The 25,004-nt window shown below is 65.7% G+C and carries 23 protein-coding genes; 1 reads left to right on the top strand and 22 read right to left on the bottom strand.

All coding sequences use genetic code 11. The annotated features are described in order from the left end of the window. Positions 1-15 precede the first annotated feature (15 nt). From whiA to rpe, 10 genes are all read right to left on the bottom strand, one after another. Positions 16-999, bottom strand: coding sequence for a DNA-binding protein WhiA (gene whiA / locus ACIGGF_RS04740; protein ID WP_397520229.1), 984 nt, complete (start codon positions 997-999; stop codon positions 16-18). Further along, a complete protein-coding gene (gene yvcK / locus ACIGGF_RS04735; protein ID WP_397520228.1) occupies positions 990-2,015 on the bottom strand; it encodes a uridine diphosphate-N-acetylglucosamine-binding protein YvcK in 1,026 nt (341 codons plus the stop codon). The genes whiA and yvcK overlap by 10 nt, the downstream gene beginning before the upstream one ends. After that, complete coding sequence (gene rapZ / locus ACIGGF_RS04730) at positions 2,012-2,878, bottom strand: RNase adapter RapZ (protein WP_397520440.1); 867 nt, start codon at positions 2,876-2,878, stop codon at positions 2,012-2,014. Before rapZ ends, yvcK begins: the two co-directional genes overlap by 4 nt. 83 nt (positions 2,879-2,961) lie before the next feature. Next, positions 2,962-5,052, bottom strand: a complete 2,091-nt coding sequence (uvrC, locus tag ACIGGF_RS04725) for an excinuclease ABC subunit UvrC (RefSeq protein WP_397520227.1) — start codon at positions 5,050-5,052, stop codon at positions 2,962-2,964. A 66-nt stretch (positions 5,053-5,118) separates the two neighbouring features. Beyond that, a complete protein-coding gene (locus ACIGGF_RS04720) occupies positions 5,119-5,583 on the bottom strand; it encodes a PH domain-containing protein (RefSeq protein ID WP_397520439.1) in 465 nt (154 codons plus the stop codon). Positions 5,584-5,612: 29 nt separating this feature from the next. Then, positions 5,613-6,110 carry a 6,7-dimethyl-8-ribityllumazine synthase gene (gene ribH / locus ACIGGF_RS04715; RefSeq protein WP_397520226.1) on the bottom strand — a complete coding sequence of 166 codons (498 nt, stop codon included), beginning with the start codon at positions 6,108-6,110 and terminating at the stop codon, positions 5,613-5,615. Next, positions 6,107-7,492 carry a bifunctional 3,4-dihydroxy-2-butanone-4-phosphate synthase/GTP cyclohydrolase II gene (locus tag ACIGGF_RS04710; protein ID WP_397520225.1) on the bottom strand — a complete coding sequence of 462 codons (1,386 nt, stop codon included), beginning with the start codon at positions 7,490-7,492 and terminating at the stop codon, positions 6,107-6,109. The genes ribH and ACIGGF_RS04710 overlap by 4 nt, the downstream gene beginning before the upstream one ends. An 85-nt stretch (positions 7,493-7,577) precedes the next feature. Further along, positions 7,578-8,189: a riboflavin synthase gene (locus tag ACIGGF_RS04705; RefSeq protein ID WP_397520224.1), complete on the bottom strand. Its 612-nt coding sequence runs from the start codon at positions 8,187-8,189 to the stop codon at positions 7,578-7,580. Next, positions 8,190-9,182, bottom strand: a complete 993-nt coding sequence (gene ribD, locus ACIGGF_RS04700; RefSeq protein ID WP_397520438.1) for a bifunctional diaminohydroxyphosphoribosylaminopyrimidine deaminase/5-amino-6-(5-phosphoribosylamino)uracil reductase RibD — start codon at positions 9,180-9,182, stop codon at positions 8,190-8,192. It lies immediately after the preceding gene. Between the two features lie 38 nt (positions 9,183-9,220). After that, a complete protein-coding gene (rpe, locus tag ACIGGF_RS04695) occupies positions 9,221-9,895 on the bottom strand; it encodes a ribulose-phosphate 3-epimerase (protein WP_397520223.1) in 675 nt (224 codons plus the stop codon). Positions 9,896-9,931: 36 nt separating this feature from the next. Here rpe and ACIGGF_RS04690 point away from each other — a divergent pair, with 36 nt between their 5' ends. Beyond that, a complete protein-coding gene (locus ACIGGF_RS04690) occupies positions 9,932-10,321 on the top strand; it encodes an MmcQ/YjbR family DNA-binding protein (RefSeq protein WP_397520222.1) in 390 nt (129 codons plus the stop codon). A gap of 17 nt (positions 10,322-10,338) precedes the next feature. On the opposite strand, the gene ACIGGF_RS04685 is transcribed toward ACIGGF_RS04690, so the two are convergent. The 12 genes from ACIGGF_RS04685 to ACIGGF_RS04630 all read right to left on the bottom strand — a co-directional run bounded on the left by ACIGGF_RS04685 (position 10,339) and on the right by ACIGGF_RS04630 (position 25,002). Further along, on the bottom strand, positions 10,339-11,799 hold the full coding sequence (locus ACIGGF_RS04685; protein WP_397520221.1) for an RsmB/NOP family class I SAM-dependent RNA methyltransferase: 1,461 nt from the start codon (positions 11,797-11,799) through the stop codon (positions 10,339-10,341). Further along, the gene (fmt, locus tag ACIGGF_RS04680) at positions 11,796-12,719 is read right to left on the bottom strand and encodes a methionyl-tRNA formyltransferase (RefSeq protein ID WP_397520220.1); all 924 of its coding nucleotides are present in this window, start codon (positions 12,717-12,719) and stop codon (positions 11,796-11,798) included. Before fmt ends, ACIGGF_RS04685 begins: the two co-directional genes overlap by 4 nt. A 146-nt stretch (positions 12,720-12,865) precedes the next feature. Next, positions 12,866-14,833, bottom strand: a complete 1,968-nt coding sequence (locus ACIGGF_RS04675; protein ID WP_397520437.1) for a primosomal protein N' — start codon at positions 14,831-14,833, stop codon at positions 12,866-12,868. 156 nt (positions 14,834-14,989) lie between these two features. Further along, a complete protein-coding gene (gene metK, locus ACIGGF_RS04670; protein WP_397520219.1) occupies positions 14,990-16,204 on the bottom strand; it encodes a methionine adenosyltransferase in 1,215 nt (404 codons plus the stop codon). A gap of 178 nt (positions 16,205-16,382) precedes the next feature. Beyond that, the gene (gene coaBC, locus ACIGGF_RS04665) at positions 16,383-17,654 is read right to left on the bottom strand and encodes a bifunctional phosphopantothenoylcysteine decarboxylase/phosphopantothenate--cysteine ligase CoaBC (RefSeq protein ID WP_397520218.1); all 1,272 of its coding nucleotides are present in this window, start codon (positions 17,652-17,654) and stop codon (positions 16,383-16,385) included. 23 nt (positions 17,655-17,677) lie between these two features. Continuing rightward, a complete protein-coding gene (rpoZ, locus tag ACIGGF_RS04660) occupies positions 17,678-17,983 on the bottom strand; it encodes a DNA-directed RNA polymerase subunit omega (protein WP_008716576.1) in 306 nt (101 codons plus the stop codon). 72 nt (positions 17,984-18,055) lie between these two features. Next, positions 18,056-18,667: a guanylate kinase gene (gmk, locus tag ACIGGF_RS04655; RefSeq protein ID WP_397520217.1), complete on the bottom strand. Its 612-nt coding sequence runs from the start codon at positions 18,665-18,667 to the stop codon at positions 18,056-18,058. A 5-nt stretch (positions 18,668-18,672) separates the two neighbouring features. Further along, positions 18,673-18,993 carry an integration host factor, actinobacterial type gene (mihF, locus tag ACIGGF_RS04650; protein ID WP_008716579.1) on the bottom strand — a complete coding sequence of 107 codons (321 nt, stop codon included), beginning with the start codon at positions 18,991-18,993 and terminating at the stop codon, positions 18,673-18,675. A 210-nt stretch (positions 18,994-19,203) separates the two neighbouring features. After that, complete coding sequence (gene pyrF, locus ACIGGF_RS04645; RefSeq protein WP_397520216.1) at positions 19,204-20,031, bottom strand: orotidine-5'-phosphate decarboxylase; 828 nt, start codon at positions 20,029-20,031, stop codon at positions 19,204-19,206. Continuing rightward, positions 20,028-23,369, bottom strand: a complete 3,342-nt coding sequence (gene carB / locus ACIGGF_RS04640) for a carbamoyl-phosphate synthase large subunit (protein ID WP_397520215.1) — start codon at positions 23,367-23,369, stop codon at positions 20,028-20,030. The genes pyrF and carB overlap by 4 nt, the downstream gene beginning before the upstream one ends. Continuing rightward, positions 23,369-24,499: a glutamine-hydrolyzing carbamoyl-phosphate synthase small subunit gene (carA, locus tag ACIGGF_RS04635; protein ID WP_397520214.1), complete on the bottom strand. Its 1,131-nt coding sequence runs from the start codon at positions 24,497-24,499 to the stop codon at positions 23,369-23,371. The genes carB and carA overlap by 1 nt, the downstream gene beginning before the upstream one ends. Further along, complete coding sequence (locus ACIGGF_RS04630) at positions 24,496-25,002, bottom strand: transporter (protein ID WP_397520213.1); 507 nt, start codon at positions 25,000-25,002, stop codon at positions 24,496-24,498. The genes carA and ACIGGF_RS04630 overlap by 4 nt, the downstream gene beginning before the upstream one ends. Between the last annotated feature and the right edge of the window lie 2 nt (positions 25,003-25,004).

Here is a 25,004-nt window from a genome sequence, read left to right as displayed (position 1 = left end):
ACTCGATCGGGGCGATCACGCCTCGTCGAGCAACTCCGCGGTGACCGCGGACTCGGTGTCCGGAACTCCGGTTTCCTTGGCCTTGCGGTCGGCCATGGACAGCAGGCGTCGGATGCGTCCCGCCACTGCGTCCTTGGTCATCGGCGGGTCGGCCAACTGCCCGAGTTCTTCCAAAGAAGCCTGGCGGTGCTGGACTCGGAGCGAACCCGCCGCAGCGAGATGATCCGGGACGTCGTCACCGAGAATGTTCAGGGCGCGTTCGACGCGTGCTGCGGCGGCGACGGCGGCCCGCGCCGATCGGCGGAGGTTGGCGTCGTCGAAATTGGCCAGTCGATTGGCGGTCGCCCTGACCTCACGCCGCATTCGACGTTCTTCCCAGACGAGTCGGGTGTCCTGTGCGCCCATACGGGTCAGCAACGCTCCGATGGCCTCGCCGTCCCGCACGACCACTCGATCGGTTCCGCGCACCTCGCGAGCCTTCGCAGCTACGCCGAGCCTGCGCGCCGCTCCGACGAGGGCCAACGCAGCCTCGGGGCCTGGGCAGCTGATTTCGAGCGCCGAAGACCGGCCCGGCTCGGTGAGCGAGCCGTGTGCCAGGAACGCGCCGCGCCACGCAGCCTCCGAGTCCCCCACCGTGCCGCCGACGACCTGCGCGGGCAGTCCGCGAACCGGGCGCCCACGCAGATCCAGCAGCCCGGTCTGGCGAGCCAGGGCCTCGCCGTCCTTGGCCACCCGGACCACGTAGCGCGATGTCTTGCGCAGTCCGCCTGCACCGAGCATGTGGACGTCCGAGGAGTAGCCGTACAACTCGAAGATTTCGCGACGGAGCCGCCTGGCAATGGACCCGAGATCGACCTCGGCCTCGACCACCACCCGACCGGCGACAATGTGCAATCCACCGGCGAATCGTAGGAGCGCGGACACCTCGGCCTTGCGGCAACTGACCTGACTGACGGTGAGCCTGCTCAGCTCGTCCTTGACCTCCGCTGTCATGGCCACGAAGTGATCCCCTCTCTGCGTGCAGCAGTCGGTGCCGTGCCGCCGGTGGACGACAGGATGGAGCCGAGAGCCGCAGCAAGCTTTCCGTAATGATGTGCGTGAGTGCCGTTTTCGGCAACATCGACGTAGACGACCTCGGCACCGAGCCGAGCCGCTGCCCGCGCTACGTGTTCGCGGTTGCTGCCCTCCGGGACCGAGGCGGAATCGACCAACACGAAGTCGATTCCCAAATCAGGTGCGTGTTGGGAGAGTACGTGGACATGACGCTCGGCGGAGAATCCGGTGGTCTCCCCCAGTTCGGGTGCCAGGTTCAACACGAGCACCTTCGGTGCAGAAATACGAGCAAGCGCGGCGAGCTGATCCGGCACCAGAACGTGGGGAATGACACTCGAGAACCATGAACCGGGGCCCAGCACCACCAGGTCGGCCTCGTCGATCGCCGTCAACGCCTCCAGCGACGCCGGCGGGTCGGTGGGCAGCAACCGCACGCGCCGCACCTTTCCCGGGGTGGTCGCGACGGCAACCTGCCCGCGGATGACGCGGCTGACGCGGGGGTCGTCCTCGAGACCGGAGACGTCGGCCTCGATGTCGAGTGCGATGGGCGACATCGGGAGCACTCGACCCTCGATTCCGAGCATCCGTACCATTTCGTCGAGCGCAGCGATCGGGTCTCCCAGCACCTCGGTGAGGCCGGCGAGAATGAGGTTGCCGACCGAATGTCCGGCCAGCGCGCCCGTGCCTCCGAACCGGTGCTGAAGAACATCGGTCCACAGTTGCGTTCGCTCGTCGGAACGTGCCAGCGCAGCCAGGGCCATCCGCAGATCTCCGGGCGGGATGACGCCGAGCTCGGCACGCAGACGACCCGAGGATCCTCCGTCGTCGGCGACCGTGACGATGGCGGTGACGTCGTGACCGAGGAGCCTGGCTGCGGAGAGGGTGGCGTACAGACCGTGCCCACCGCCGAGCGCGACGATCTTGGGGCCGGTTGCCGACTCGTCGATGCCGAACTCGTTCATTCGCGACCCAGATCGCGATGCAGCACGCGCACGGACACATCGCCCTGTTCGGCAAGTATCGCGGCCAACGCCTCCGTCATCGCGACACTTCGATGTTTTCCTCCGGTGCAGCCCACCGCTACCGTCATGTACCTCTTGCCTTCCCGAACGTAACCCTCGATCGTCAGATTCAGGACGTGCGTGTACGACTCCAGGTAGTCGCGTGCTCCGTTCTGCCCCAGGACGTAATCGCGGACGTCCTCGTCCTGTCCCGTGTGTTCGCGGAGCTCCGGCACCCAATGCGGATTGGGCAGAAAGCGCACATCGCAGACCAGGTCGGCGTCCATCGGGAGGCCGTACTTGAAGCCGAACGACTGCACGGTGACGCCGACGCCGCTGATCTCGGCAGCACCGAACACCGTCTCGATCTTGCGCCGCAGTTGGTGCACCGACAGAGACGTGGTGTCCACCGTGAGATCTGCCGCAGCCTTGACCTGGGCGAGCCGCATCCGTTCGGCAGTGATGCCTTCGGTCAGCGTGGCATCCTGGCCGTCGTTCTGCAGTGGATGGCTGCGCCGGTTGGACTCGAATCGACGAATCAGCACGGCGTCGGATGCGTCCAGAAACAGCACTCGATTGCGCACACCCTTGGAGTCGAGCTCCTTGACCACCCACCCCAGATCGCCCGTGAACAGCCGGCTTCGGACGTCCATCACCAGTGCGAGTCGCTCGATGCGCGGCTTGGACTCCAAGCCGAGATCGACCATCTTCGAGATCAGCTCGGGCGGCAGGTTGTCGGCGACGTACCAGCCGAGGTCTTCGAGAATTTTGGCTGCGGTGCGCAATCCGGCACCGGAGACGCCGGTGACCAACGCCACCTCGATCCCGTCGTGGCGCGACCCGTCCTCGGAGGGCTGCTCGAGGTGCTCGTCGGACGGTGAATGTCTCGTTGTCTGATGTTCGCTCACTACGAAGCCTGTCCCGCCGATTCCACGCGCGGCGAGATCGCATGTTGCGTCGTGTTCTCGCCCGATGTCGTTGCAGTTGCGTTGCCATCATCGCTTACATCGGCGTCGTCCGCGTCCGAACCGAGCGCCGCCAGCACCGACTTCGCGGTCGTCTCACCGATTCCGGGCACCTCGACGATTTCCGCGACCGTCGCACGCTTGAGATTGGCGACGGAACCGAAGTGTGCGACCAGGGCCGTTCGCCTCGATTCCCCGAGTCCGCGGACCGAATCGAGAGCCGAGGCCGTCATGCGACGCGACCGCTTGCTGCGGTGGAATGTGATCGCGAATCGGTGCGCCTCGTCGCGCACTCGCTGCAGAAGATAGAGGGACTCGCTGGTTCGCGGCAGGATGACGGGATCTTCCTCGCCCGGCACCCAGACCTCTTCGAGTCGCTTCGCCAGACCCACCACTGCCACGTCGGTCACGCCCAGTTCGTCCAACACGGCCGCGGCCGCTGCCACCTGAGGGGCACCGCCGTCCACGACGAACAGGTTCGGTGGATACGCGAACTTTCGTGGTCTGCCGGTCTGGGGATCGAGAGCGGCTTCCGGTGCCAGATCGCCTCCGCTTCCTTCGGTCGACCCATCGGCGGAGTGCCGGAGGAATCGTCGCCGGGTCACCTCTGCAATGCTGGCGACGTCGTCGGAATGCCCGTCTCCGGCCGCTTCCTTGATTGCGTAATGGCGGTAGTCGCTCTTGCGCGGTAGCCCGTCCTCGAACACGACGAGCGATGCGACCACGTCGGTTCCCTGCACGTGCGAGATATCGATGCACTCGATGCGCAGGGGTGCCGAATCCAGATCCAGAGCTTCCTGAATCCCCTGCAGCGCAGCGGATCTCGATGTGAAATCGCCCGCACGCTTCAGTTTGTGCTGCTGGAGGGCTTCCTTGGCGTTGCGCTCGACGGTTTCCGCCAACGCCTTCTTGTCGCCGCGCTGAGGAACGCGCAGCGTGACATTGGACCCCCGGAGTTCACTGAGCCACACCTGTACCTCGTCGGCGTTCTCCGGTAGAACCGGCACCAGTACCTCGCGTGGCACTGCATTGGAACCACCGTCGTCACCACCGGGTGCCTGGGCGGTCAGCGCGGCCTGCTCGCCGTAGAACTGAGTGAGAAACTGCTCGACCAGAGCGGGCAGATCGGCCTCGTCCTGTCGCTCGATCACTTCGCCCGCCTTCTCCACCACCCAACCGCGTTGTCCCCGAACGCGGCCACCTCGCACGTGGAAAACCTGAACGGCAGCTTCGAGCGCATCGGTGGCGAAGGCGACGAGGTCTGCGTCGGTACCGTCGCCGAGTACGACGGCCTGCTTCTCCAATGCTCGACGCAGCGCGCCGACGTCGTCGCGCAAGCGCGCTGCGGTTTCGAAGTCCAATTCCTCGGATGCCACCTGCATCTTCTTCTCGAGCTGCCGCACGAGCTTGTCGGTCTTGCCGGCGAGGAAATCGCAGAAGTCCTCGACGGTGCTGCGGTGCTCCTGCGCGCTGACCCGGCCGACGCACGGTGCCGAACACTTGTCGATGTACCCCAGTAGGCACGGTCGACCTATCTGGTTGTGTCGCTTGAACACTCCGGTCGAGCAGGTACGTGCGGGAAACACCCTGAGCAAGAGATCCAGCGTCTCGCGAATGGCCCATGCATGGGCATAGGGACCGAAGTAGCGAACGCCTTTTCGCCTGGGTCCGCGGTAGACGAACAGCCGCGGGAATTCCTCGTTCATCGTCACCGCGAGCATCGGGTAGCTCTTGTCGTCGCGATACCGGACGTTGAACCGCGGATCGAACTCCTTGATCCAGTTGTACTCGAGCTGCAGTGCCTCTACTTCTGTGGTGACGACCGTCCATTCCACCGACGCTGCGGTGGTGACCATCTGACGCGTGCGTGGATGCAGCGAGGCGACGTCGGCGAAGTACGAGTTGAGCCGACTGCGGAGGCTCTTGGCCTTACCCACGTAGACGACGCGACCATGGGGATCTCGAAATTTGTACACCCCCGGTTCCACCGGGATAGTTCCGGTGGCCGGACGGTAGGTAGCGGGGTCGGACACGGCATCCACGTTAGTCGCCGGGTCCGACGTTCTCCGCATCCCCAGCTCAGGTGCGGTGCGCGCCTCCTACTTCTGTTCTGGTTCACCGCGTCGGTCCGGAACGGACGCAGCGGGTGCGTATTTCCGTTCGAGCGCCCGAAACTTTCGCACCGCGTCGACTGCGTAGTCACGATCGTTCGACTGGATGGCCATCACAATGATGAATTCGTCGTCCGGGATGTCGATGCGGGCCCACATCGCCCCCTCGGGAAAGGACAGTCCGCGGACCAGATCCCACTCGATCAGGCGCTCCGAGAGCAGATTTCGTACTGCGACACCCGCGCTACCGACGCGAATGCGCGGGCGAGTCAGCACCAGTGCGAGGCTTCCCAGAAGCAGTCCCAGTCCTGCCATCGCGAGTTGGTCGGCGGTCCGGAAGTACACCCCGGTCGGGGATACCCGCAGCAGGATGGCAACCGTCGAATGAGCCACGACGAGCAGTATCGCCGTCGCTATGGCGTAACGAGAGGACTTTCGCGACTTCACTTCCATGTCCCACTGCGGGGTCGGTTTGCTGCCGGTCACGTGAACTCCTGGTTCGTCCACGGCTGGCGCAGATGCTTGAGAGTCAGCGCCGTGTCGATCGCGGCCGCGGTGGCCTGCGCGCCCTTGTCCTCGAACGAACCGGGCAGTCCGGCACGATCGAGGGCCTGCTGCTCGTCGTTGGTGGTGAGCACCCCGTTGGTCACCGGTGTGCCCTCGTCCAGCGACACTCGCGTCAAGCCGGCCGTGACGGCATCGCACACGTACTCGAAATGCGGTGTACCTCCGCGGATGACGACGCCGAGCGCAACGACGGCGTCGTGGTTACGGGCCAGCGTCTGCGCGACAACGGGTAGCTCGATGGCACCGGCGACACGAACGACCGTGACGTCCTGCACCCCCGCCGATTCTGCTTTGCGCAACGCACCGTCGAGCAGCGCCTGGGATATTTTCTGGTGCCACTGACCGGCGACGATCGCCAGCTTCAGGTCACTGGCACCTGCCAGTTGGAGGGTGGGTTCGCCTTCGCCGCTCATGGTGTGACCCCCTTTTCGACAGGAGTGGAGCCTGCGGAATGACCATTTTCGACAGGAGTGGAGCCTGCGGAATGACCATTTTCGACAGGAGTGGAGCCTGCGGAACGACCATTTTCGACAGGAGTGGAGCCTGCGGAATGACCATTCTCGAAGTCGTCCAACCCCGTGAGGTCGTGGCCCATTCGGTCGCGTTTGGTACGCAGGTACGTGAGGTTTTCGGCGTTGGCGCGCAACGGCATCGGCACTCGCTCGGTGACGTGCAGGCCGTAGCCGTCGAGCCCGACGCGCTTGGCCGGGTTGTTGGTGAGCAGACGCATGGACGACACCCCGAGGTCGACGAGGATCTGGGCACCGATTCCGTAGTCCCGGGAGTCGGCGGGCAGGCCGAGCTGCAGGTTGGCATCGACGGTGTCCGAGCCCGCGTCCTGAAGCTGGTAAGCCTGCAGCTTGTGCAGCAGACCGATTCCTCGGCCTTCGTGTCCGCGCATGTACAGCACGATTCCGCGTTCCTCGGCGGCCACCATTTCGAGGGCCGCATCGAGTTGCGGCCCGCAGTCGCACCGGAGGGATCCGAAGACGTCGCCGGTGAGGCATTCCGAGTGCACCCGGACCAGGACGTCGCTGCCGTCGCCATCCGGCCCCGCGATGTCGCCGCGCACCAATGCGACGTGTTCGACCTCGTCGTAGATGCTCTGGTAGCCGACGGCTCGGAACGTGCCGTGGCTGGTGGGGATCCGTGCGTCCGCCACCCGCACCACATGCTTCTCGTGCTTACGGCGCCAGGCGATGAGGTCGGCGATGGAGATCAGCGCGAGATCGTGCTCGTCGGCGAACACCCGCAGCTCGTCCGTCTGCGCCATCGCTCCCTCGTCCTTCTGACTGACGATCTCGCAGATGACTCCGGCGGGACGCAGGTCGGCCATGCGGGCGAGGTCGACGGCCGCCTCGGTATGTCCGGGGCGACGCAGCACTCCACCTTCCTTGGCCCGCAGCGGTACGACGTGGCCGGGACGGGTGAAGTCGTTGGCACCGGTATCCGGGTCGGCGAGAAGGCGCATCGTTGCGGCTCGGTCGGAGGCGGAAATACCGGTTCCGATACCTTCGCGCGCGTCGACGGTCACGGTGTACGCCGTCCCGTGTTTGTCCTGGTTGGTGGCGAACATCGGCGGCAGGCCGAGTCGATCGCAATCCTCACCGGACAGCGGAACGCAGAGGTAACCCGAGGTGTAGCGGACCATGAAGGCGACCAGTTCCGGGGTGGCCTTCTCGGCGGCGAAGATCAGGTCGCCTTCGTTTTCACGGTCCTCGTCGTCGACGACCACCACTGCTTTGCCCGCAGCGATGTCCGCAATTGCGCGCTCGATACTGTCGAACCTGGTCACGAAAGTGCTCCATAGGTCTCGGGCCTGGCTCAGCGCCCTGGAAATGTCTTCGGTGCACCGTTACCTGCGTGCACTTCAACAGTACTTACTGTGCGTCGATCGTCTGCAGCCGCTCCACGTACTTGGCGATGACGTCGACTTCGAGGTTGACCGGCGAACCGACCTCGGCTGTGCCGAGGGTCGTCAGGTCGAGGGTGGTGGGAATCAGCGAGATCTCGAACCAGTGTGTTCCGTCGTCGACTCCCAGTCCGGACACGGTGAGCGAAACGCCATCGACGGTGATCGAGCCCTTCTCGACGACGTAACGCGCGACCGACGTGGGCATGCTGATCCGCACGACCGTCCAGTTCTCGGAGGGTGATCGGCCGGCGACGGTTCCGGTGCCGTCGACGTGGCCCTGGACGAGGTGCCCACCGAGCCGGCTGCCCAGGGCTGCAGCGCGTTCGAGATTGACTCGACTGCCGACCTCGAGAGCCCCGAGACTGGAGCGATTCAACGTCTCTTGCATGACGTCGGCGGTGAAGCCGCCGTCGGGAAGCACTTCGACGACGGTCAGACACACGCCGTTGACCGCGATGGAGTCGCCGTGACCTGCGTCGGAGGTAACCACGGGACCACGGACGGTGAAGCGAGCCGCGTCGGTCAGTTCGTCCTTCGCCACGATCTCGCCGAGCTCTTCGACAATTCCGGTGAACATCTACTTCGCTCCTTCGGGCACGACACTCAGAACGATGTCGTTGCCGATCATGGTGACTGTCTCCGTGCGGAACCGAATTGCGTCGGCAATTGTTCCGATTCCCGCATTCTCCACCGCCGCAGGTCCGGTGCCCAACACCGCGGGCGCGATGTAGGCCACGACGCGGTCCACGAGACCGGCGGCCAGGAACGCGCCGGCCATGGTCGGTCCTCCTTCGATCTGGATGTCGGTGTGCTCGCCGAGCGCATCGATCACCGCAGCGGGATCGTGTGTGTCGAGAAACACCGTGGGTGCCTCCGGCCCGCGGATAGCCGCGGTCTCCGGTACGAGCCTGGACCCGACGACGACTCGAACCGGCTGATGCGGTGCCAGGGTGCCGTCGGGGCGACGCGCCGTCAGCCGCGGATCGTCGGCCAGGACGGTGCCGGTTCCCACGACGATGGCGTCGAGCTTGGCGCGCTCGACGTGCACGTGTGCTCGTGCCTGCGGACCCGTGATCCACTGGCTGGTGCCGTCGGCTGCGGCGCTTCGGCCGTCCAGGGTGGCAGCGTACTTCCACGTCACGTGCGGGCGTCCGGTGCGTTGCTTGTGCAGCCACGCCCGCAGTGGCCCCTGCTGTACCTGGTTCGCACCGATTCCCTGTTCCACTCGGATCCCGGCGGTGCGCAGCATGTCCGCCCCTCCGGACGCGAGCGGGTTCGGATCGGCCACCGCATAGACGACCGACGCGACCCCGGCCGCGACGAGCGCCTGCGAACAGGGACCGGTGCGGCCCGTGTGATTGCACGGCTCGAGCGTCACTAGTGCAGTGCCACCGCGCGCCCGTTCGCCTGCTTCGGTGAGTGCGACGATCTCGGCGTGTGGTCCGCCGGGTGGACGCGTGGATCCGATACCCACAACGGCGCCGCGAGAATCGAGGATCACGGCACCGACCGGAGGGTTGGGACTACTGATGCCCCGGGCGGACTCGGATGCCTCGACGGCAAGGGTCATGGCCTCGAGGATCGATACGACTGCGCCAGGGGCGTCGCTCACGACAGGTGGTGGGACGCGCGAACGGCTCGAGCGCGGAGATCGCGCACCGCAGCAGCAGGATCAGCGGTGTCGTACACGGCCGAACCGGCGACGAAGCAGTCGATTCCGGCCTCGGCGGCCTGCTCAATCGTATCCGAGTTGATTCCGCCGTCGATCTCGACGACCAGGCGCAGATCGCCGGAATCAACCAGTGCCCGAACGGCTTTGGCCTTGGACAACACCTCGGGCATGAACGACTGCCCGCCGAAACCGGGCTCGACGCTCATGACCAACAGGGTGTCGAAGTCACGCAGAATCTCGAGGTACGGCTCGATCGGTGTACCCGGCTTGACGGACAGCCCGGCCTTCGCGCCCGCCGCGCGGATGTCCCGCGCCACAGCCGACGGGTCGTCGGTCGCTTCGGCATGGAAGGTGACGTTGTACGCCCCCGCCTCTGCGTACGGCGGGGCCCACCGCGCTGGGTCTTCGATCATCAAGTGGCAGTCGAGGGGGATGTCGGTCGCCTTCAACAGACTCTTCACGACGGGAAGCCCGAGGGTCAGATTGGGCACGAAGTGCGCGTCCATGACATCGACGTGCAGCCAGTCGGCTCCGGAGACCGCCTCTGCTTCGGCGGCGAGCCGTGCGAAATCTGCGGACAGAATGGAGGGGGCAATCATCGGGGAAACCACGATTGACGAGCCTAGCCGAGCCGGTATCGTTCGCCCATGACCACCATGGATTCGGTGACGGCAGTGATCGCCGAGCTGCCCGGGGTCACCGCGACATCCACGTACGGTCGACCGGGGTGGTCGGTGGGCAAGAACGTGTTCGCGTGGGTCCGCCCGTTCAGCAAGGCCGACCTGAAACGTTTCGGCGACGAGACCCCGCCCAGCGGACCCATCCTCGCCGTCCGCACGGCCGACCTGCACGAGAAAGAAGCCATCCTCGCCGCGCATCCGCGGTCGTGCTTCACGATTCCGCACTTCGACGGCTTCTCCGCCGTGCTGATCGACGTCGACAATGCCGAGACCGACGAAGTGCAAGAACTGATTGTCGACGGGTGGCTGGTGTACGCACCGAAGGACGTGGCGGATGCGTACCTGGCCGAAAACTGATCACAAAGGCTTGCTGGTCACACCGGCTTGCGCAGCGCCGCCATGAACATCGCGTCGGTACCGTGCCGATGGGGCCACAATTGCACCGACGGGCCGTCACCCAGTTGCGGTACGCCCGGCACCAGCTCACGGGTATCGAGCTGTTCGACGCCGTAGCGCCGCACGGCATCGGCAACGACGGCCGTCGTCTCGGACAGATGGGGCGAGCACGTCGAGTACAGCACCACTCCGCCGGGCCGCACCAGATCGATCGCTGCCGCCAACAATTCCTTCTGCAGGGTGACCAACGCCGCCACGTCGGACGGTTGGCGACGCCACCGCGCTTCGGGGCGACGACGCAGCGCTCCGAGACCGGTGCACGGCGCGTCGACGAGCACGCGGTCGTAGCCCTTGTCGAGGCCGGACTCGCGGCCGTCGACGATATGCACGGTCACCGGAAGGTCCTTCGTGGTCTTCGACACCAGGTCGGCGCGGTGCGGGGTGGGTTCGACGGCGTCGACCCGTGCACCGTCGATCTCCGCCAGGGCTCCGAGCAGCGCGGCCTTGCCACCTGGACCGGCGCACAGGTCCAACCAACGTCCGCTGTCGTCGCCGAGCAACGGTGCCAAGGTCACAGCGCGACCGACGAGCTGACTGCCCTCGTCCTGAACTCCGGCCAGACCGTCACGGACGGCATCGAGCTTGCCCGGGTCGCCGCCGTCGAGGTGCACCGCGTACGGCGAATAAGGGCCTTCCTCTCCCCCGGTGATCAGGGCCAATTCCTCTGCGGAAATCTCTCCCGGCCGCGCGACGAGGTGAACCGAGGGACGGGCGTCGTCCGCCTCGAGGACCGCGGCGAGTTCGCCGGCATCCGCGCCGAGCGCGTCGGCAAAAGCCTGCGCGATCCATTTCGGATGGGCGTACTCGAAGGCCAGATGACCGACCGGATCCGTTGGTGCCAGCTCGTCCACCCATTGCGCTGCAGTTCGTTCGGACACCCGCCGCAGCACCGCGTTGACGAAACCTGCTTTGCCGGAACCGAACTCGGCGCGGGCGAGATCCACCGACGTGGCGACGGCTGCATGTGGGGCAACGCGGGTCCGCAGCAGCTGGTACGACCCGAGCCGCAGGATGTCGAGGAGCGGCCCGTCGATCTCTGCGGCAGGACGCCCAGCGGCGTGCGCGATTACGGCGTCGAGCACACCCCGAGCGCGGGATGCGCCGTAGGCGAGTTCGGTGGCCAGAGCAGCATCGCGCGAATCCAACTTGCGCTCGCGCAGCAACCCGGGCAGAACCAGGTTCGCGTACGCGTCGCGTTCCCGAACCGCTTTGAGCACGTCTCTCGCCGCGCGCCGCGCCGGATCGATCGCGTCGACCGCGCGTGGTCCGGCGCCTTGCGGCGGCCGGTTTCCTTTGGGACCACGTGCCCCCGGCGACTTCTTGACGTGCTTGCGGGGCGGGCTCGATTCGCGCTTGCGAGGCCTGTCGGGCTCTGTCATCGTGCCACCGCCGTATCGTCCAGCCGAGCGCCGCGCGCCCAGTCGAGTGCCTTCATGACCTTTTTGCCCTGAGGTTGAATATCTCCGAGAACGATTGCGCCGGTTCCGGTTCCGATGTGCACACCGCTCTTGCGGACCTCGATTGCTCCCGGCTCCAAAGTCTCGGGTGACAGCTGTACCGGTGCGATCTTGACGCGAAGATCGCCGATGGTCGTCCACGCTCCCGGGGCCGGGGTGACGGATCTGATGTGGCGGTCGACGAATGCCGCGGATCGCGTCCAGTCGATGCGCGCGGCATCGACGCTCACTTTGCTCGCGTAGGACACACCGTCCTCGGATTGCGGTCGCGCGGACGCTGTTCCGTCCTCGATGGCGTCCAACGTCGCCGAGAGAAGGTGGGCTCCGCTCGATGCCAGACGCTCGAGCAGATCACCGGTGGTGTCGGAATCGCGAATCCGCTCGGTGGTGACGCCGAGCACGGGTCCGGTGTCCATACCGGCGTCGAGCAGGAACGTCGATGCTCCCGTCACGTCGTCGCCCGCGGCAATGGCGGCCTGTACCGGTGCCGCGCCACGCCACGCAGGCAACAGTGAGAAATGCAGATTGATCCAGCCGAAGCGTGGGATGTCGAGTACGTGCTGCGGCAGCAACGCGCCGTACGCGACGACCGGGCACACATCGGGTGCGAGGTCGGTCAGCTGTGCCACGAAATCAGGGTCCGACGGCTTCGCGGGCGTGAACACCGGAATACCGTGCTCGTCTGCCAGCAACCCGACCGGTGAGCGGACGGTCTTGCGTCCGCGGCCGGCGGCGGCGTCGGGCCGGGTGACCACGGCGATCACCTCGTGCCGTTCGGACTCCACCAGTCGCGCGAGTGACGGGACCGCGGGTTCCGGTGTTCCGGCGAAGACGACGCGCACTGAAGGCAACTCCCTGAGGTGGACGAAACGATGTCGGTTGCCCATCCTAGGGAGTGACAGCAGCGTGTGACGATTCCGCACCGATCATCACGTCGCATCGGGACTGCCGGGACCGCCGGAAGGGCTACGGCCGCGACGGCATTCGATCACCCGATCCGGATGGGATCGATCTGGATCCGTACACCCCCGCCGAGCTTCTTCGCGCTGCGCGCCGCCTGCGCGGTCGACAGGGCTCGGGCGAGCGCCGCTCCGGTGCTTCGCGGGACCCGAATCAGGAGGCGCTGCACGTCCCCCGGCAACACGTCCTCGCCGCTGCCCGCAGGTGCGCGTTGACCGTCGGGGAGATCGACCGGGCCCAGGATCTCGACCGTCTCGGGCAGATCCGCACTCTCGACCAACGCGGTGATCGCGTCGGTGGTCCCGTCGATCGCCGCCACGTGTACAGCCGGCGGAAATCGAACCTCGACCCGCTCGTCCAGCTGACTCCTGGCGTGCCACAGCGGATCCCAACGCACCAGCGCCTGCACGGTGGGAATCTCGGACTCGGCCACGACGACCACCCGTCCCCCCGCCGTACCGGGCCGAACCAGCGCTGCGGCCGTCATCCAGCGACGCAGTGTCTCTTCTGCCGCGCGCAGATCCGCTCGGCCCAGCAGGGCCCAACCGTCGAGCAGCAGCGCCGCGCCGTAGCCGCCGTCCACAGTCGGCTCGGCGCCGACGGTCGACACCACGAGCGAGCCACCGGGCCGCACGGAATCGAGGACGGTTGCCCCGCCGGAATTGTGTATCGGTACGCCCGGAAAAGCTCGGCCGAGTTCCTCGGCCGTGCGTCCCGCTCCGATGACCACCGCTCGGAGGTTGCGAGACCCACAGACCGTGCAACGGTGTGCGGCGTCGGCGATTCCACACCACGAGCACGTCGGACTACCCGCACCGTCACTTCCCGGAGCGGAGGGCAAAGCCAGTGGTCCGTTGCAGCGTCGGCACCGAGCCGGGTTGCGGCATTTCGCGCATGCCAACGACGGCACGTAACCGGCGCGCGGAACCTGGACCAGGACGGGGGCATCGGCCTTCAATGCCGCACGGGCGGCCTCGAATGCGATCGCTGGCAGACGAGCCACCCGGGCTGCGGGATCGCGAGCGAGCGCGTGGTCGGAATCGGCCAGCGCAACCACGTGAGGTTGGCGTTCGCGAATCAGCTCACGAGGGGCAACCAGATCGTGTGCCCAACCGGAATCGACAAGCGCCTCGGCCTCCGCCGTTCGGGAGTAGCCGCCGACGACGGCCGCGGCACCCGACACGTGCGCGCGGAGCAACGCGACCTCACGGGCATGCGGATACGGCGAGCGCGGTTCGGCGAAACTGTCGTCACCGTCGTCCCAGATCGCGATCAAGCCGAGGTTCGACACGGGCGCGAACACCGCGCTACGAGTACCCACCACGACCACCGGGCCCGACCTCAGACAACGCAGCCACTGCCGGTATCGCTTGGCCGGTCCCAGCCCCGCCGACAGCGCCACCACGCGGTCGGCACCGACCGCTGCCACGCATGCGCTCTCGATACGGTCGAGATCCCGTTGATCGGGAACCGCAACCACTGCGGACCGTCCACTCCCCACTGTGACGGCCGCCAACTCGGCCAATCGGACGGGCCACGATTCGCCGGGCAAGGCCTGCCACACGGCACGTGGGACACGTTGCTCACCGAGAGCATCGAGAAAGTTGGACCCGTGGATGTAGGCAGCCCACCCCGCCCGATCGACGACCGGTTGTTCGACCTCGTCGACGACCGGAGTGGGCTCTGCCTCGACCCGAGCGTGACGAGCCGGAACTGCCAGACGCAGCACGTCCGCCCGAGTTCCTGCATAGCGGTCGGCAACCGCCGTGACCAACTCGGTGATCTCCGGCGTCAGGACACGTTCAGGAGACACCACCCGGTCGAGCCAACCGAGCCGACCGGTGTGGTCGGTTTCGGCCAACCTGGCGAGAACGAATCCGTCGACGAGTCTCCCTGCGAAACGCACCCGTACCCGCACCCCGGGCTGAGCATCGTCGCTGGCTTCCTCGGGAACGAGGTAGTCGAACTCGCGGTCGAGGTGCGGCAGCGGCAGCATCGGGAGAATACGGGCGATCGGGAGATCGGTTGCCGCAACCCGCGTCACACCGGCCACCGCACCTCCTTCTCGATCGTCACCCCACACTCGCCGTGGGAGCACCGAGCCGGTGCGAACAGGGTACGTGCGGCCACATCACTGCAGCTGTCGAGGGACTTACAGGCCCGCGGCAGCCCGAAGCTTGTCGGCGCGATCGGTGGATTCCCACGGAAGATCGATGTCCGTACGGCCGAAGTGGCCGTACGCGGCCGTCTGTGCGTAGATCGGGCGCAGCAGGTCGAGGTCGCGGATGATGGCCCCGGGACGGAGGTCGAAGACCTCGCTGATCGCCGCCTGAATACGCGCGGGATCGGTCTTCTCGGTGCCGAACGTCTCCACGAACAGCCCGACCGGTGCCGCCTTGCCGATGGCGTACGCCACCTGGACCTCGATGCGATCGGCCAGGCCGGCCGCAACTGCATTCTTGGCGACCCACCTCATGGCGTAGGCAGCGCTGCGGTCGACCTTCGACGGGTCTTTACCCGAGAATGCGCCGCCGCCGTGCCGAGCCATGCCGCCGTACGTGTCGACGATGATCTTGCGGCCGGTCAGACCCGCGTCTCCCATCGGACCACCGAGCACGAACTTCCCGGTGGGATTGACCAGCAATCGCACATCGGACGTGTCGAGAGACGGGACGTCCAGCTCTGCGAGCACCGAGCCCAGCACCTTCTCGCGAATGTCGGGGGTCAGCAGATTGTCCAGGTCGATGTCGGCTGCGTGCTGAGTCGAGATGACGACAGTGTCCAGACGGACGGCGTTGTCGCCGTCGTACTCGATGGTGACCTGAGTCTTGCCGTCCGGACGCAGGTACGGCAACACGCCGCTCTTGCGCACCTCGGTCAGCCTGCGAGAAAGCCTGTGCGCCAACGCGATCGGCAAGGGCATCAACTCGGGGGTATCGGTGTTCGCGTAACCGAACATCAACCCCTGATCGCCGGCACCCTGACGGTCGATCTCGTCGTCGGACATTCCCTCGACGCGAGCCTCGTGTGAGTGATCGACGCCCTGCGCGATCTCGGGAGACTGCGCGCCGATGGCCACGTTGACGCCACAGGAGTTTCCGTCGAATCCCTTGGCGGACGAGTCGTATCCGATCTCGAGCACCTTCTCGCGCACGATCTTCGGGATGTCTGCATAAGCAGTGGTATTGACCTCACCTGCGACGTGGACCTGCCCGGTGGTGACGAGCGTCTCCACCGCCACCCGGGATCGTGGATCCTCGGTCAGCAGAGCGTCGAGGATGGAATCGCTGATGGCGTCACAGATCTTGTCGGGATGACCTTCTGTAACTGACTCGCTGGTGAAAAGCCGACTACCGGACTTGCTCACGGACTTCCTCTCGACGCATGTTCCTGCCCGACCGACGCCTCGCGTCGGTCGGGCACTCCACGAAAATTGATGTTCCTTCGGTGTTATCGCCCCTGCGGTAGCAAGGCAAACCTCGAACGCATTGTCACCCGGTGCCCAGAACGCTAGTTGCTACGACATCGATCGTGCACCCTCGGCATCAGTGCATCTTCGAAGCCGGCTGGGAATCCAGAGCCGGCCGGGGATCGCGGGACCGAAGCATCTGTGCGACCGAATCCAACACTCTGCTGGCGAGAAGGGCTTTCGAGCCCTCCCCCAGAGCGGATTCGGAACCGTCGGATCCCAGCAGCCATCCGTCGTTGTGGTCGACTTCGAATGCCTTGCCGTCACCGACCGCGTTGACGACGAGCAGGTCGCAGCCTTTGCGTTGGAGCTTGGCACGCGCGTAGGTCAGCACATCACCGTCGGCGTCGCCGGTTTCGGCGGCGAACCCGACGATCACCGTGGACGACCGAACGTTTCCGTCGTGCCGAGCGCGGACCAGACCGGCGAGGATGTCGTCGTTGCGTACCAGAGGAATCGAGGACGGCTCGTTCGAGCCCTTCTTGATCTTGCTGCTCGCGATGGACTCCGGCCGGAAGTCGGCGACCGCGGCCGCCATCACCACCGCATCGACGTCGGACGAATGCGAGCGCACCGCGTCCTGCATGTCCGACGCGGTCTTGACGTGGACCACGTCGACTGCCGCCGGGGCCTCGAGGTCGCTGGTGTATCCGGCGATCAAGGTGACCTGCGCTCCGCGCTGAGCCGCGACTCGCGCCAATGCGTACCCCTGCTTACCCGAGCTGCGATTGCCGAGAAAGCGAACCGGGTCGAGGGGTTCCCGTGTGCCCCCGGCCGAGATCAGTACTCGTCGCCCTTCGAGATCGCGGGGCATCGCCTCTGCACGCTCGGTCAGCAACATGGCGAGGGCGAAGATCTCCTCGGGTTCGGGCAGGCGGCCCGAACCGGTGTCGCGCCCGGTCAAGCGACCCGACGCGGGCTCGATCACCTGGGTGCCGCGGGATCGGAGCGTCGCGACGTTCGCGACGGTGGCCGGGTGCTCCCACATCTCCGTGTGCATAGCCGGCGCAAGGACGACGGGGCACCGAGCGGTCAGCAACGTCGCAGTGAGCAGATCGTCCGCTCGCCCGCCTGCGATTCGAGCCATCAGGTCCGCAGTGGCCGGAGCAACGACCACGAGATCTGCTTCCTGCCCCAACCGGACGTGCGGAACCTCGGGTACATCGGCGAACACGCCGGTATGCACGGGATTTCCGGATAACGCCTCGAAAGTCGCACGGCCGACGAATTCGAGCGCCGACGCAGTCGGAATCACGCGAACGTGATGGCCGTTCTCGGTGAACTTTCGAATGAGCGCACAACTCTTGTAGGCGGCGATTCCACCGCCCACCCCGACGACCACATGCACGTCAGATGTCCCCTGTCGGGTTGTTATTCGCCTTCGGTGTGCTCGAGGAGGTCCGCGTGGATCTCACGAAGCGCGATCGACAGCGGCTTCTCCTGCAGACCGGGCTCGACGAGAGGTCCCACGTACTCGAGGATGCCGTCACCGAGCTGGTTGTAGTAGTCGTTTATCTGGCGTGCACGCTTGGCTGCGTAGATGACGAGGGCGTACTTGGACGACGTGCGCGCAAGCAGCTCGTCGATGGGCGGATTGGTGATGCCGAGCGGCGTGTCGTAGGCCGGCAGAGCGCTGCGTCCGTCGAAGTCGGAAACGGCCGCTGAAGTGCTGCTCACTGATGATCTCCTGAAATTGCATCGTTGGTACTACGAACCAGCTGGTCGGGGCATCGTGCGCCGTGGAAATGGTCAGGTGTTACCGACCGACGACCTACCGACCAACAAGGATACCAACTGTTCGCACGAATGGTCGACATCGGTATTGACAACGACGGTGTCGAACTCGTCCTGCGCCGCCAATTCCACCCGTGCCGTCTCCAACCGACGCTGGGTGGCGGCGCTCTCCTCCGTCGCGCGACCGACCAGTCGAGACACCAGGTCGTCCCAGGTCGGCGGAGCCATGAACACCAGCAGCGCCTCCGGCTTGGATACGCGCACGGCCCGAGCGCCGGCCAGATCGAGCTCGAGCAACACCGGACTCCCGGCGTCGAGAGCAGCATCCACTGCGGCCGCCGGAGTTCCGGACCGCTGCAAACCTCCGTGAATACTCGCCCACTCCAACAACTCACCGTCGGCGATCATCCGATCGAACTCGTCGGCGGAGACGAAGTGGTAGTCCTGACCGTCCACCTCGCCCGGCCGCGGCGATCGCGTCGTGACAGACACGCTGAACACCAGCTCGGGCAGCGCAGCCCGCACGAGCCGAACGACACTGGACTTGCCGACGCCGGAGGGGCCGGAGAGCACCACCAGCCGGCCCCGCTTGTGTTCCGGTACGGACGTCGCCGCAGCGTCACTCACCGTCGTCAGGCCTCGAAGTCGAACTTCGTCAACAGCGCTTTGCGCTGCCGATCACCGAGGCCGCGCAGTCGCCGGGTGGGCGCGATCTCCAACTCCGTCATCAACTCCGCGGCCTTGACCTTGCCCACCTTCGGCAGAGCCTCGAGCAGAGCGGACACCTTCATCTTTCCGAGGATCTCGTCCGTTTCGGCATCGGTGAGGACCTGCTTCAGATCGGTACCGCCGCGCTTGAGACGCTCCTTGAGCTCGGCGCGCGCTTTCCTGGCGATAGCGGCCTTCTCGAGGGCAGCAGCGCGCTGTTCCGGGGTCAACTGGGGAAGGGCCACTGTCGGTTCCTCCGTCTTCTCGTTCTGGGCGATACGGCGCACACGACCTACTGTCGGCACGTCGACCATCGGTGTTCGGCTGCCACGGAGCGCGGCCGCGAACACTCTGCACGGGCCGGCCGCACCGTTCGTCGGCAGCGCTAGCGACCGTACCGACGACGGACGTTCTCCGCTAACTCGCCCCCGACTGCCCGAGCGCAGCAGCATCGACTATGACAGACCGATTTCGACGTCGTCGCGCAGCCGCATCGCTGCATCGCGCAATGCAGTCACAGACGGTCCGGCCGCCAGCACACCACGGGAGGAGTTGGGGAGCAGAAGCTTGCGGGAGTCGCGGAAGATGTCCGCGAGGTCGGCAACCGTCGCTCCCTGCGCTCCCAGACCCGGCGCGAGGATCGGCCCGGTGTAGTTCGACAGATCGAGACCGTGGTCACGAGTGGCGCCGACGACCAGTCCGACTGTGTCGGCATCGACGCGATTACGCGTCGCCGCCGCATCGACGATCGCCTGAGCCACCGATCCACCGTCCGAGGTCCTGGCCTGCTGTAGCGTCGCCCCCTCGGCATTCGAGGTTCTGGCCAGCACGAACAGACCACGATCGTGGCGCACCGCTCGCTCGACGGTCTCGTTCAGAGAATCGACGCCGAGGTACGGCGACACCGTGACTGCATCGGAGGACAACGGCGATTCGGGATCGAGCCAGGCCTGTGCATACGCATCCATCGTCGTACCGATATCTCCGCGCTTCGCATCGGAGATCACCAGGGTGCCCGCATCCCGAAGAACACTCACGGTGCGCTCGAGAACTGCATATCCGGCGGAACCGTACGCCTCGAAGAACGCCACCTGAGGCTTGACGATCGCCACCTCACCGACGAACGCCTCGACACACAGTTCGGCGAACACCTCGAGACCGTCCGATGAGCGCGGCAAGTCCCACGCCTCGAGCAGCGCCGGATGCGGATCGATGCCGACGCACAGCCGACCACGCGCACTCACCGCCGAACGCAACCGATCCGACCAACTGCGATGGCTCACGGCAGAACCAGACCTTCCTTCAACCCTGCATGCAGATCCTGCAAAGAACGGACGCCGATTCCGCCGGCGATTCCGGCCTCGATGCCCTGCACGGCAGCCGACGCGCCCTGCACCGTGGTGATGCACGGAATGTTCTGCGCCACTGCGGCACTACGAATCTCGTACCCGTCGACTCGGGGACCCGAATTTCCGTACGGGGTGTTGATCACCATCGAGACATCACCGGCGAGAATCCGATCGACGATGGTCGGCTCACCCTCCGGCACATCCTCGCCCGACTGCTTGTACACCTGTTCACACTTGATTCCGTTGCGCCGCAACACATCTGCCGTACCTTCTGTCGCCAGAATCGTGAAACCCAGATCCGCGAGTCGCTTCACCGGGAAGATCAGCGACCGCTTGTCCTTGTTCGCCACCGACACGAACACTGCGCCGCCTGCAGGAAGGGAGCCGTACGCGGCCGTCTGACTCTTGGCAAAGGCGGTACCGAAATCGAAGTCGATTCCCATCACTTCACCGGTGGACTTCATCTCGGGGCTGAGCAGCGTATCCACGCCGGTTCCGTCCGCTCGGCGGAACCTGTTGAACGGCAACACCGCTTCCTTGACTGCGATGGGAGCCCCGGCCGGGACGGTGCCACCGTCGCCGGTCTTCGGCAGGATTCCCGCAGTGCGAAGTTCGGCGATGCTCTCCCCCAGCATCACTCGTGCGCAAGCCTTAGCGAGTTGTACGGCAGTCGCCTTCGATACGAACGGCACCGTACGGCTTGCGCGGGGATTGGCCTCGAGGACGTACAGAATGTCGTCCTTGAGCGCGTACTGCACGTTGAGCAGTCCGCGCACACCTATGCCCTTGGCGAGGGCTTCGGTGGATCTTCGGACGTTCTCGATGTCGGTCTTGCCGAGCGTGATCGGTGGCAAAGCACACGCCGAGTCGCCGGAGTGGATACCGGCCTCCTCGATGTGCTCCATGATGCCGCCGATGTACACCTCGGTGCCGTCGCACAGCGCATCGACGTCGATTTCGACCGCGTCTTCGAGGAATCGGTCGACCAGCACCGGACGGTCGTCCGAGATCTCCGTCGCGTTGGAGATGTACGTCGCCAGCGATGCCTCGTCGTAGACGATCTCCATGCCGCGTCCACCGAGAACATAGGACGGACGCACCAACACCGGGTATCCGATGCCCGCGGCGATGTCACGGGCACCGTCGAACGTCGTCGCGGTGCCGTACTTGGCTGCGGGCAGACCGGCTGCGTCGAGGACCTTGCCGAATTCGCCCCGGTCCTCGGCGAGGTCGATGGCCTCGGGCGACGTGCCGACGATCGGAACGCCTGCGGCCTTCAGTCGCTTGGCCAGGCCGAGCGGCGTCTGGCCGCCGAGCTGAACGATGACGCCTCGCACGGTGCCCGACGCGGCCTCGGCCCGGTACACCTCGAGGACGTCCTCGAAGGTCAGTGGCTCGAAGTACAGGCGGTCGGCGGTGTCGTAGTCGGTGGAGACGGTTTCGGGGTTGCAGTTGACCATCACCGTCTCGTAGCCGGCCTCGGACAGCGTCTGCGCAGCGTGCACACAGCTGTAGTCGAATTCGATGCCCTGACCGATTCGGTTGGGACCGGAGCCCAGGATGAGAACCTTGGGACGGTCGGGCTGCGGGGCCACCTCGGATTCGGCTTCCGGGTCGAGCTCGTAGGTGCCGTAGTGGTACGGCGTCTTGGCCTCGAACTCGGCGGCGCAGGTATCGACCGTCTTGTAGACCGGATGGACCCCGAGTTCGGTACGCAGCGCACGCACACCGTCCTCACCGTCCAGTTCGGGACGCAGAGCCGCGATCTGCCGGTCGGACAACCCGTGGTACTTCGCCTGACGCAACAGCGCCTCGTCGAATTCGGCCGCTTCGCGAACCTCGACGCCGAGTTCGTGGATCTGCTGGAACTGGTCGAGGAACCAGGGGTCGATCTTGGTCGCCTCGAAGAGCTGCTCGAGGGTGGCACCCATCGCGAAAGCCTTCTCGATGCCGTACATCCGACCGTCCTGTGGAACGGACAGGTCCTCGAGCAGAGCCTCCAGACTCTCCGCCTCGACCTCGGGGCCGGTCCAGTAGCCCGCCCGCTTGGTCTCGAGCGAGCGCATCACCTTGCCGAAGGCCTCGGTGAAGTTGCGGCCGATCGACATCGCCTCACCGACGGACTTCATCGTCGTGGTCAAGGTTCCGTCGGCTCCGGGGAACTTCTCGAACGCGAAACGCGGCGCCTTCACGACGACATAGTCCAGAGTCGGCTCGAAGCATGCCGGAGTCTCGCGAGTGATGTCGTTGACGATCTCGTCGAGGGTGTAGCCGATGGCCAGCTTGGCGGCCATCTTCGCGATCGGGTAACCCGTGGCCTTGGACGCCAACGCCGACGAGCGAGACACGCGCGGATTCATCTCGATGACGACGAGGCGGCCGTCCGCTGGATCCATCGCGAACTGGATGTTGCAGCCACCGGTGTCGACGCCCACCTCTCGCAGGATGTCGATGGAGAGGTCGCGCATCTTCTGGTATTCGCGGTCGGTCAAGGTCATCGCCGGCGCGACGGTCACCGAATCGCCGGTGTGCACACCGACCGGGTCGACGTTCTCGATGGAACACACGATGACCACGTTGTCGCGGCCGTCGCGCATCAGCTCGAGTTCGTATTCCTTCCAGCCGAGGATGGATTCCTCTATGAGGACGTTCGCCGACGGGGAGGCCGCGAGACCACCGCCGGCGATTCGGGTCAGATCCTGGTCGTTGTACGCCAATCCGGAACCGAGCCCGCCCATCGTGAACGACGGCCGCACGACGACTGGGAAACCGAGCTCGGCAACGGTCTCGCGGACCTGGTCCATGGTGTAGCAGACGGCCGACTTGGCGGATTCTCCGCCGACCTTGGCAACGATGTCCTTGAACTTCTGCCGATCTTCGCCGCGCTGGATGGCGTCGAAGTCGGCACCGATCAGTTCGACCCCGTACTTGGCGAGAAGGCCCTGATCATGCAGCGCCACAGCGGCATTGAGTGCCGTCTGTCCGCCCAGCGTGGCGAGCACGGCCTGAATGGGATGGCCCTGCTCGGCCTCACGGGCGAAGATCTTCTCGATGAACTCCGCGGTGATCGGTTCGACGTAGGTGGCGTCGGCGAACTCGGGGTCGGTCATGATCGTCGCGGGGTTGGAGTTGACGAGGCTGACGCGGAGTCCTTCCTCGCGCAGTACTCGGCAGGCCTGGGTGCCGGAGTAGTCGAACTCACAGGCCTGGCCGATGACGATCGGGCCGGATCCGATGACCAGGACGTGATTCAGGTCTGTGCGGCGTGGCATTACTTCTTCTCCTGAAGGACGCTGGTGAAACGGTCGAAGAGGTAGGCGGCGTCGTGGGGACCTGCCGCGGCCTCGGGGTGGTACTGCACGGAGAAGGCGCTCCCGCCGATCAGTTCGACGCCTTCGACGGTGCCGTCGTTGGCGCAGGTGTGACTGATTCGGGCTCGACCGAAGTCGGTCTCGAATTCCTCGCCTGCTTCACCTTCGAGGGCGAACCCGTGGTTCTGCGCGGTGATCGCGATGCGACCGGTGGTGTGCTCGATGACCGGGATGTTCATGCCGCGGTGGCCGAACTTCATCTTGTAGGTGCCACGCCCCAGTGCGCGCCCGAAGATCTGGTTGCCGAAGCAGATGCCGAAGAGCGGCAGCTCACGTTCGAGTACCTGCCTGGTCAACGCGACGCTGGTGTCGGCCGTGGCCGGGTCTCCCGGTCCGTTGGACAGGAATACGCCGTCCGGGTTCAGTTCCAGGACCTGCTCGATGGTGGCGTTCGAGGGCACCACGTGTACGCGGATACCGCGCTCGGCGAACATCCGCGGCGTGTTGGTCTTGATGCCGAGATCGACTGCGACGACGGTGAATCGAGCATCTCCGCTCGGCTCGATGGTGTAGCCGGCTCCGGTGGTCACCTCACCGGCGAGATCGGCGCCGAGCATCGACGGCTGACCCACCACCTGCTCGAGCATCTCCTCGGAGGTGCCCAGTGCGTCGCCCGAGAACACTCCCGCTCGCATCGAACCGCGCGTGCGCAGGTGCCGCACCAGAGCACGCGTATCGATTCCGGCGATCCCGACGACGTTCTGCGCCTCGAGCTGATCCTGCAGAGTCCCGGTCGAGCGCCAACTGGACGTTCGGCGCGCCGGATCTCGCACGACGTATCCGGCCACCCAGATCTTGTTGGGATCCTGGGCGCTGGCGGCTTCACCGTCCTCCTGGTTCCAGCCGGTGTTCCCGATCTGCGGCGCGGTCGCGACGACGATCTGTCGGTGATAGCTCGGGTCGGTGAGTGTCTCCTGGTACCCGGTCATTCCGGTACAGAACACGGCCTCGCCGAGGGTGCGCCCCTGAGCGCCGAACGTGGTGCCGCGGAATGTCCGGCCGTCCTCCAGAACAAGAACTGCGCTGCTCACGCGGTTTCCTCCTTGGTTTCGCCGGTGGAACTCGCTGTCCACACCGGGTAGATCTGCTTGTCGTCGGCCCGGAAGCCGGTGTCTATCTCGGTCCCCGTCGGCAGTTCCCAGCGAATGACCAGGAGCCCGTCCTTCGTCATGACCTTGCCGGCAAGTCCGCGCTCGGTACGGATTGCGCGAATCGATTCCGCCGGAATCCAGATGGGCGACTCGCCGTCTCGATCGAGCAGAATGCCCTTGTCGTATCGCGACAGCTCACCCGTCGCGCGATGGCCGATGTCGCCGACGGCGATGCGGTCCTGCCAGCTCGGCGCGATGGTGCTGCCGACATACAGTCCGGTGCCCGGCGCAATCAGGGTGCTACCCAGGTCATCCGGCACGGGCGGGAACTCGCCGATGCGTCCTTCCTGACGCTTCTGCCGTCCGCGCCAACCCCAGAAGATCAGTGCGATCATCAGCGCCCAGAACAGGACGAATCCGATGACGATGAGAACTCTGTCCACGG

This window comes from Rhodococcus sp. NPDC078407 (assembly GCF_044542515.1).
Lineage (GTDB): Bacteria > Actinomycetota > Actinomycetes > Mycobacteriales > Mycobacteriaceae > Rhodococcoides.
This window is presented reverse-complemented; position numbering and strand designations above follow the sequence as displayed.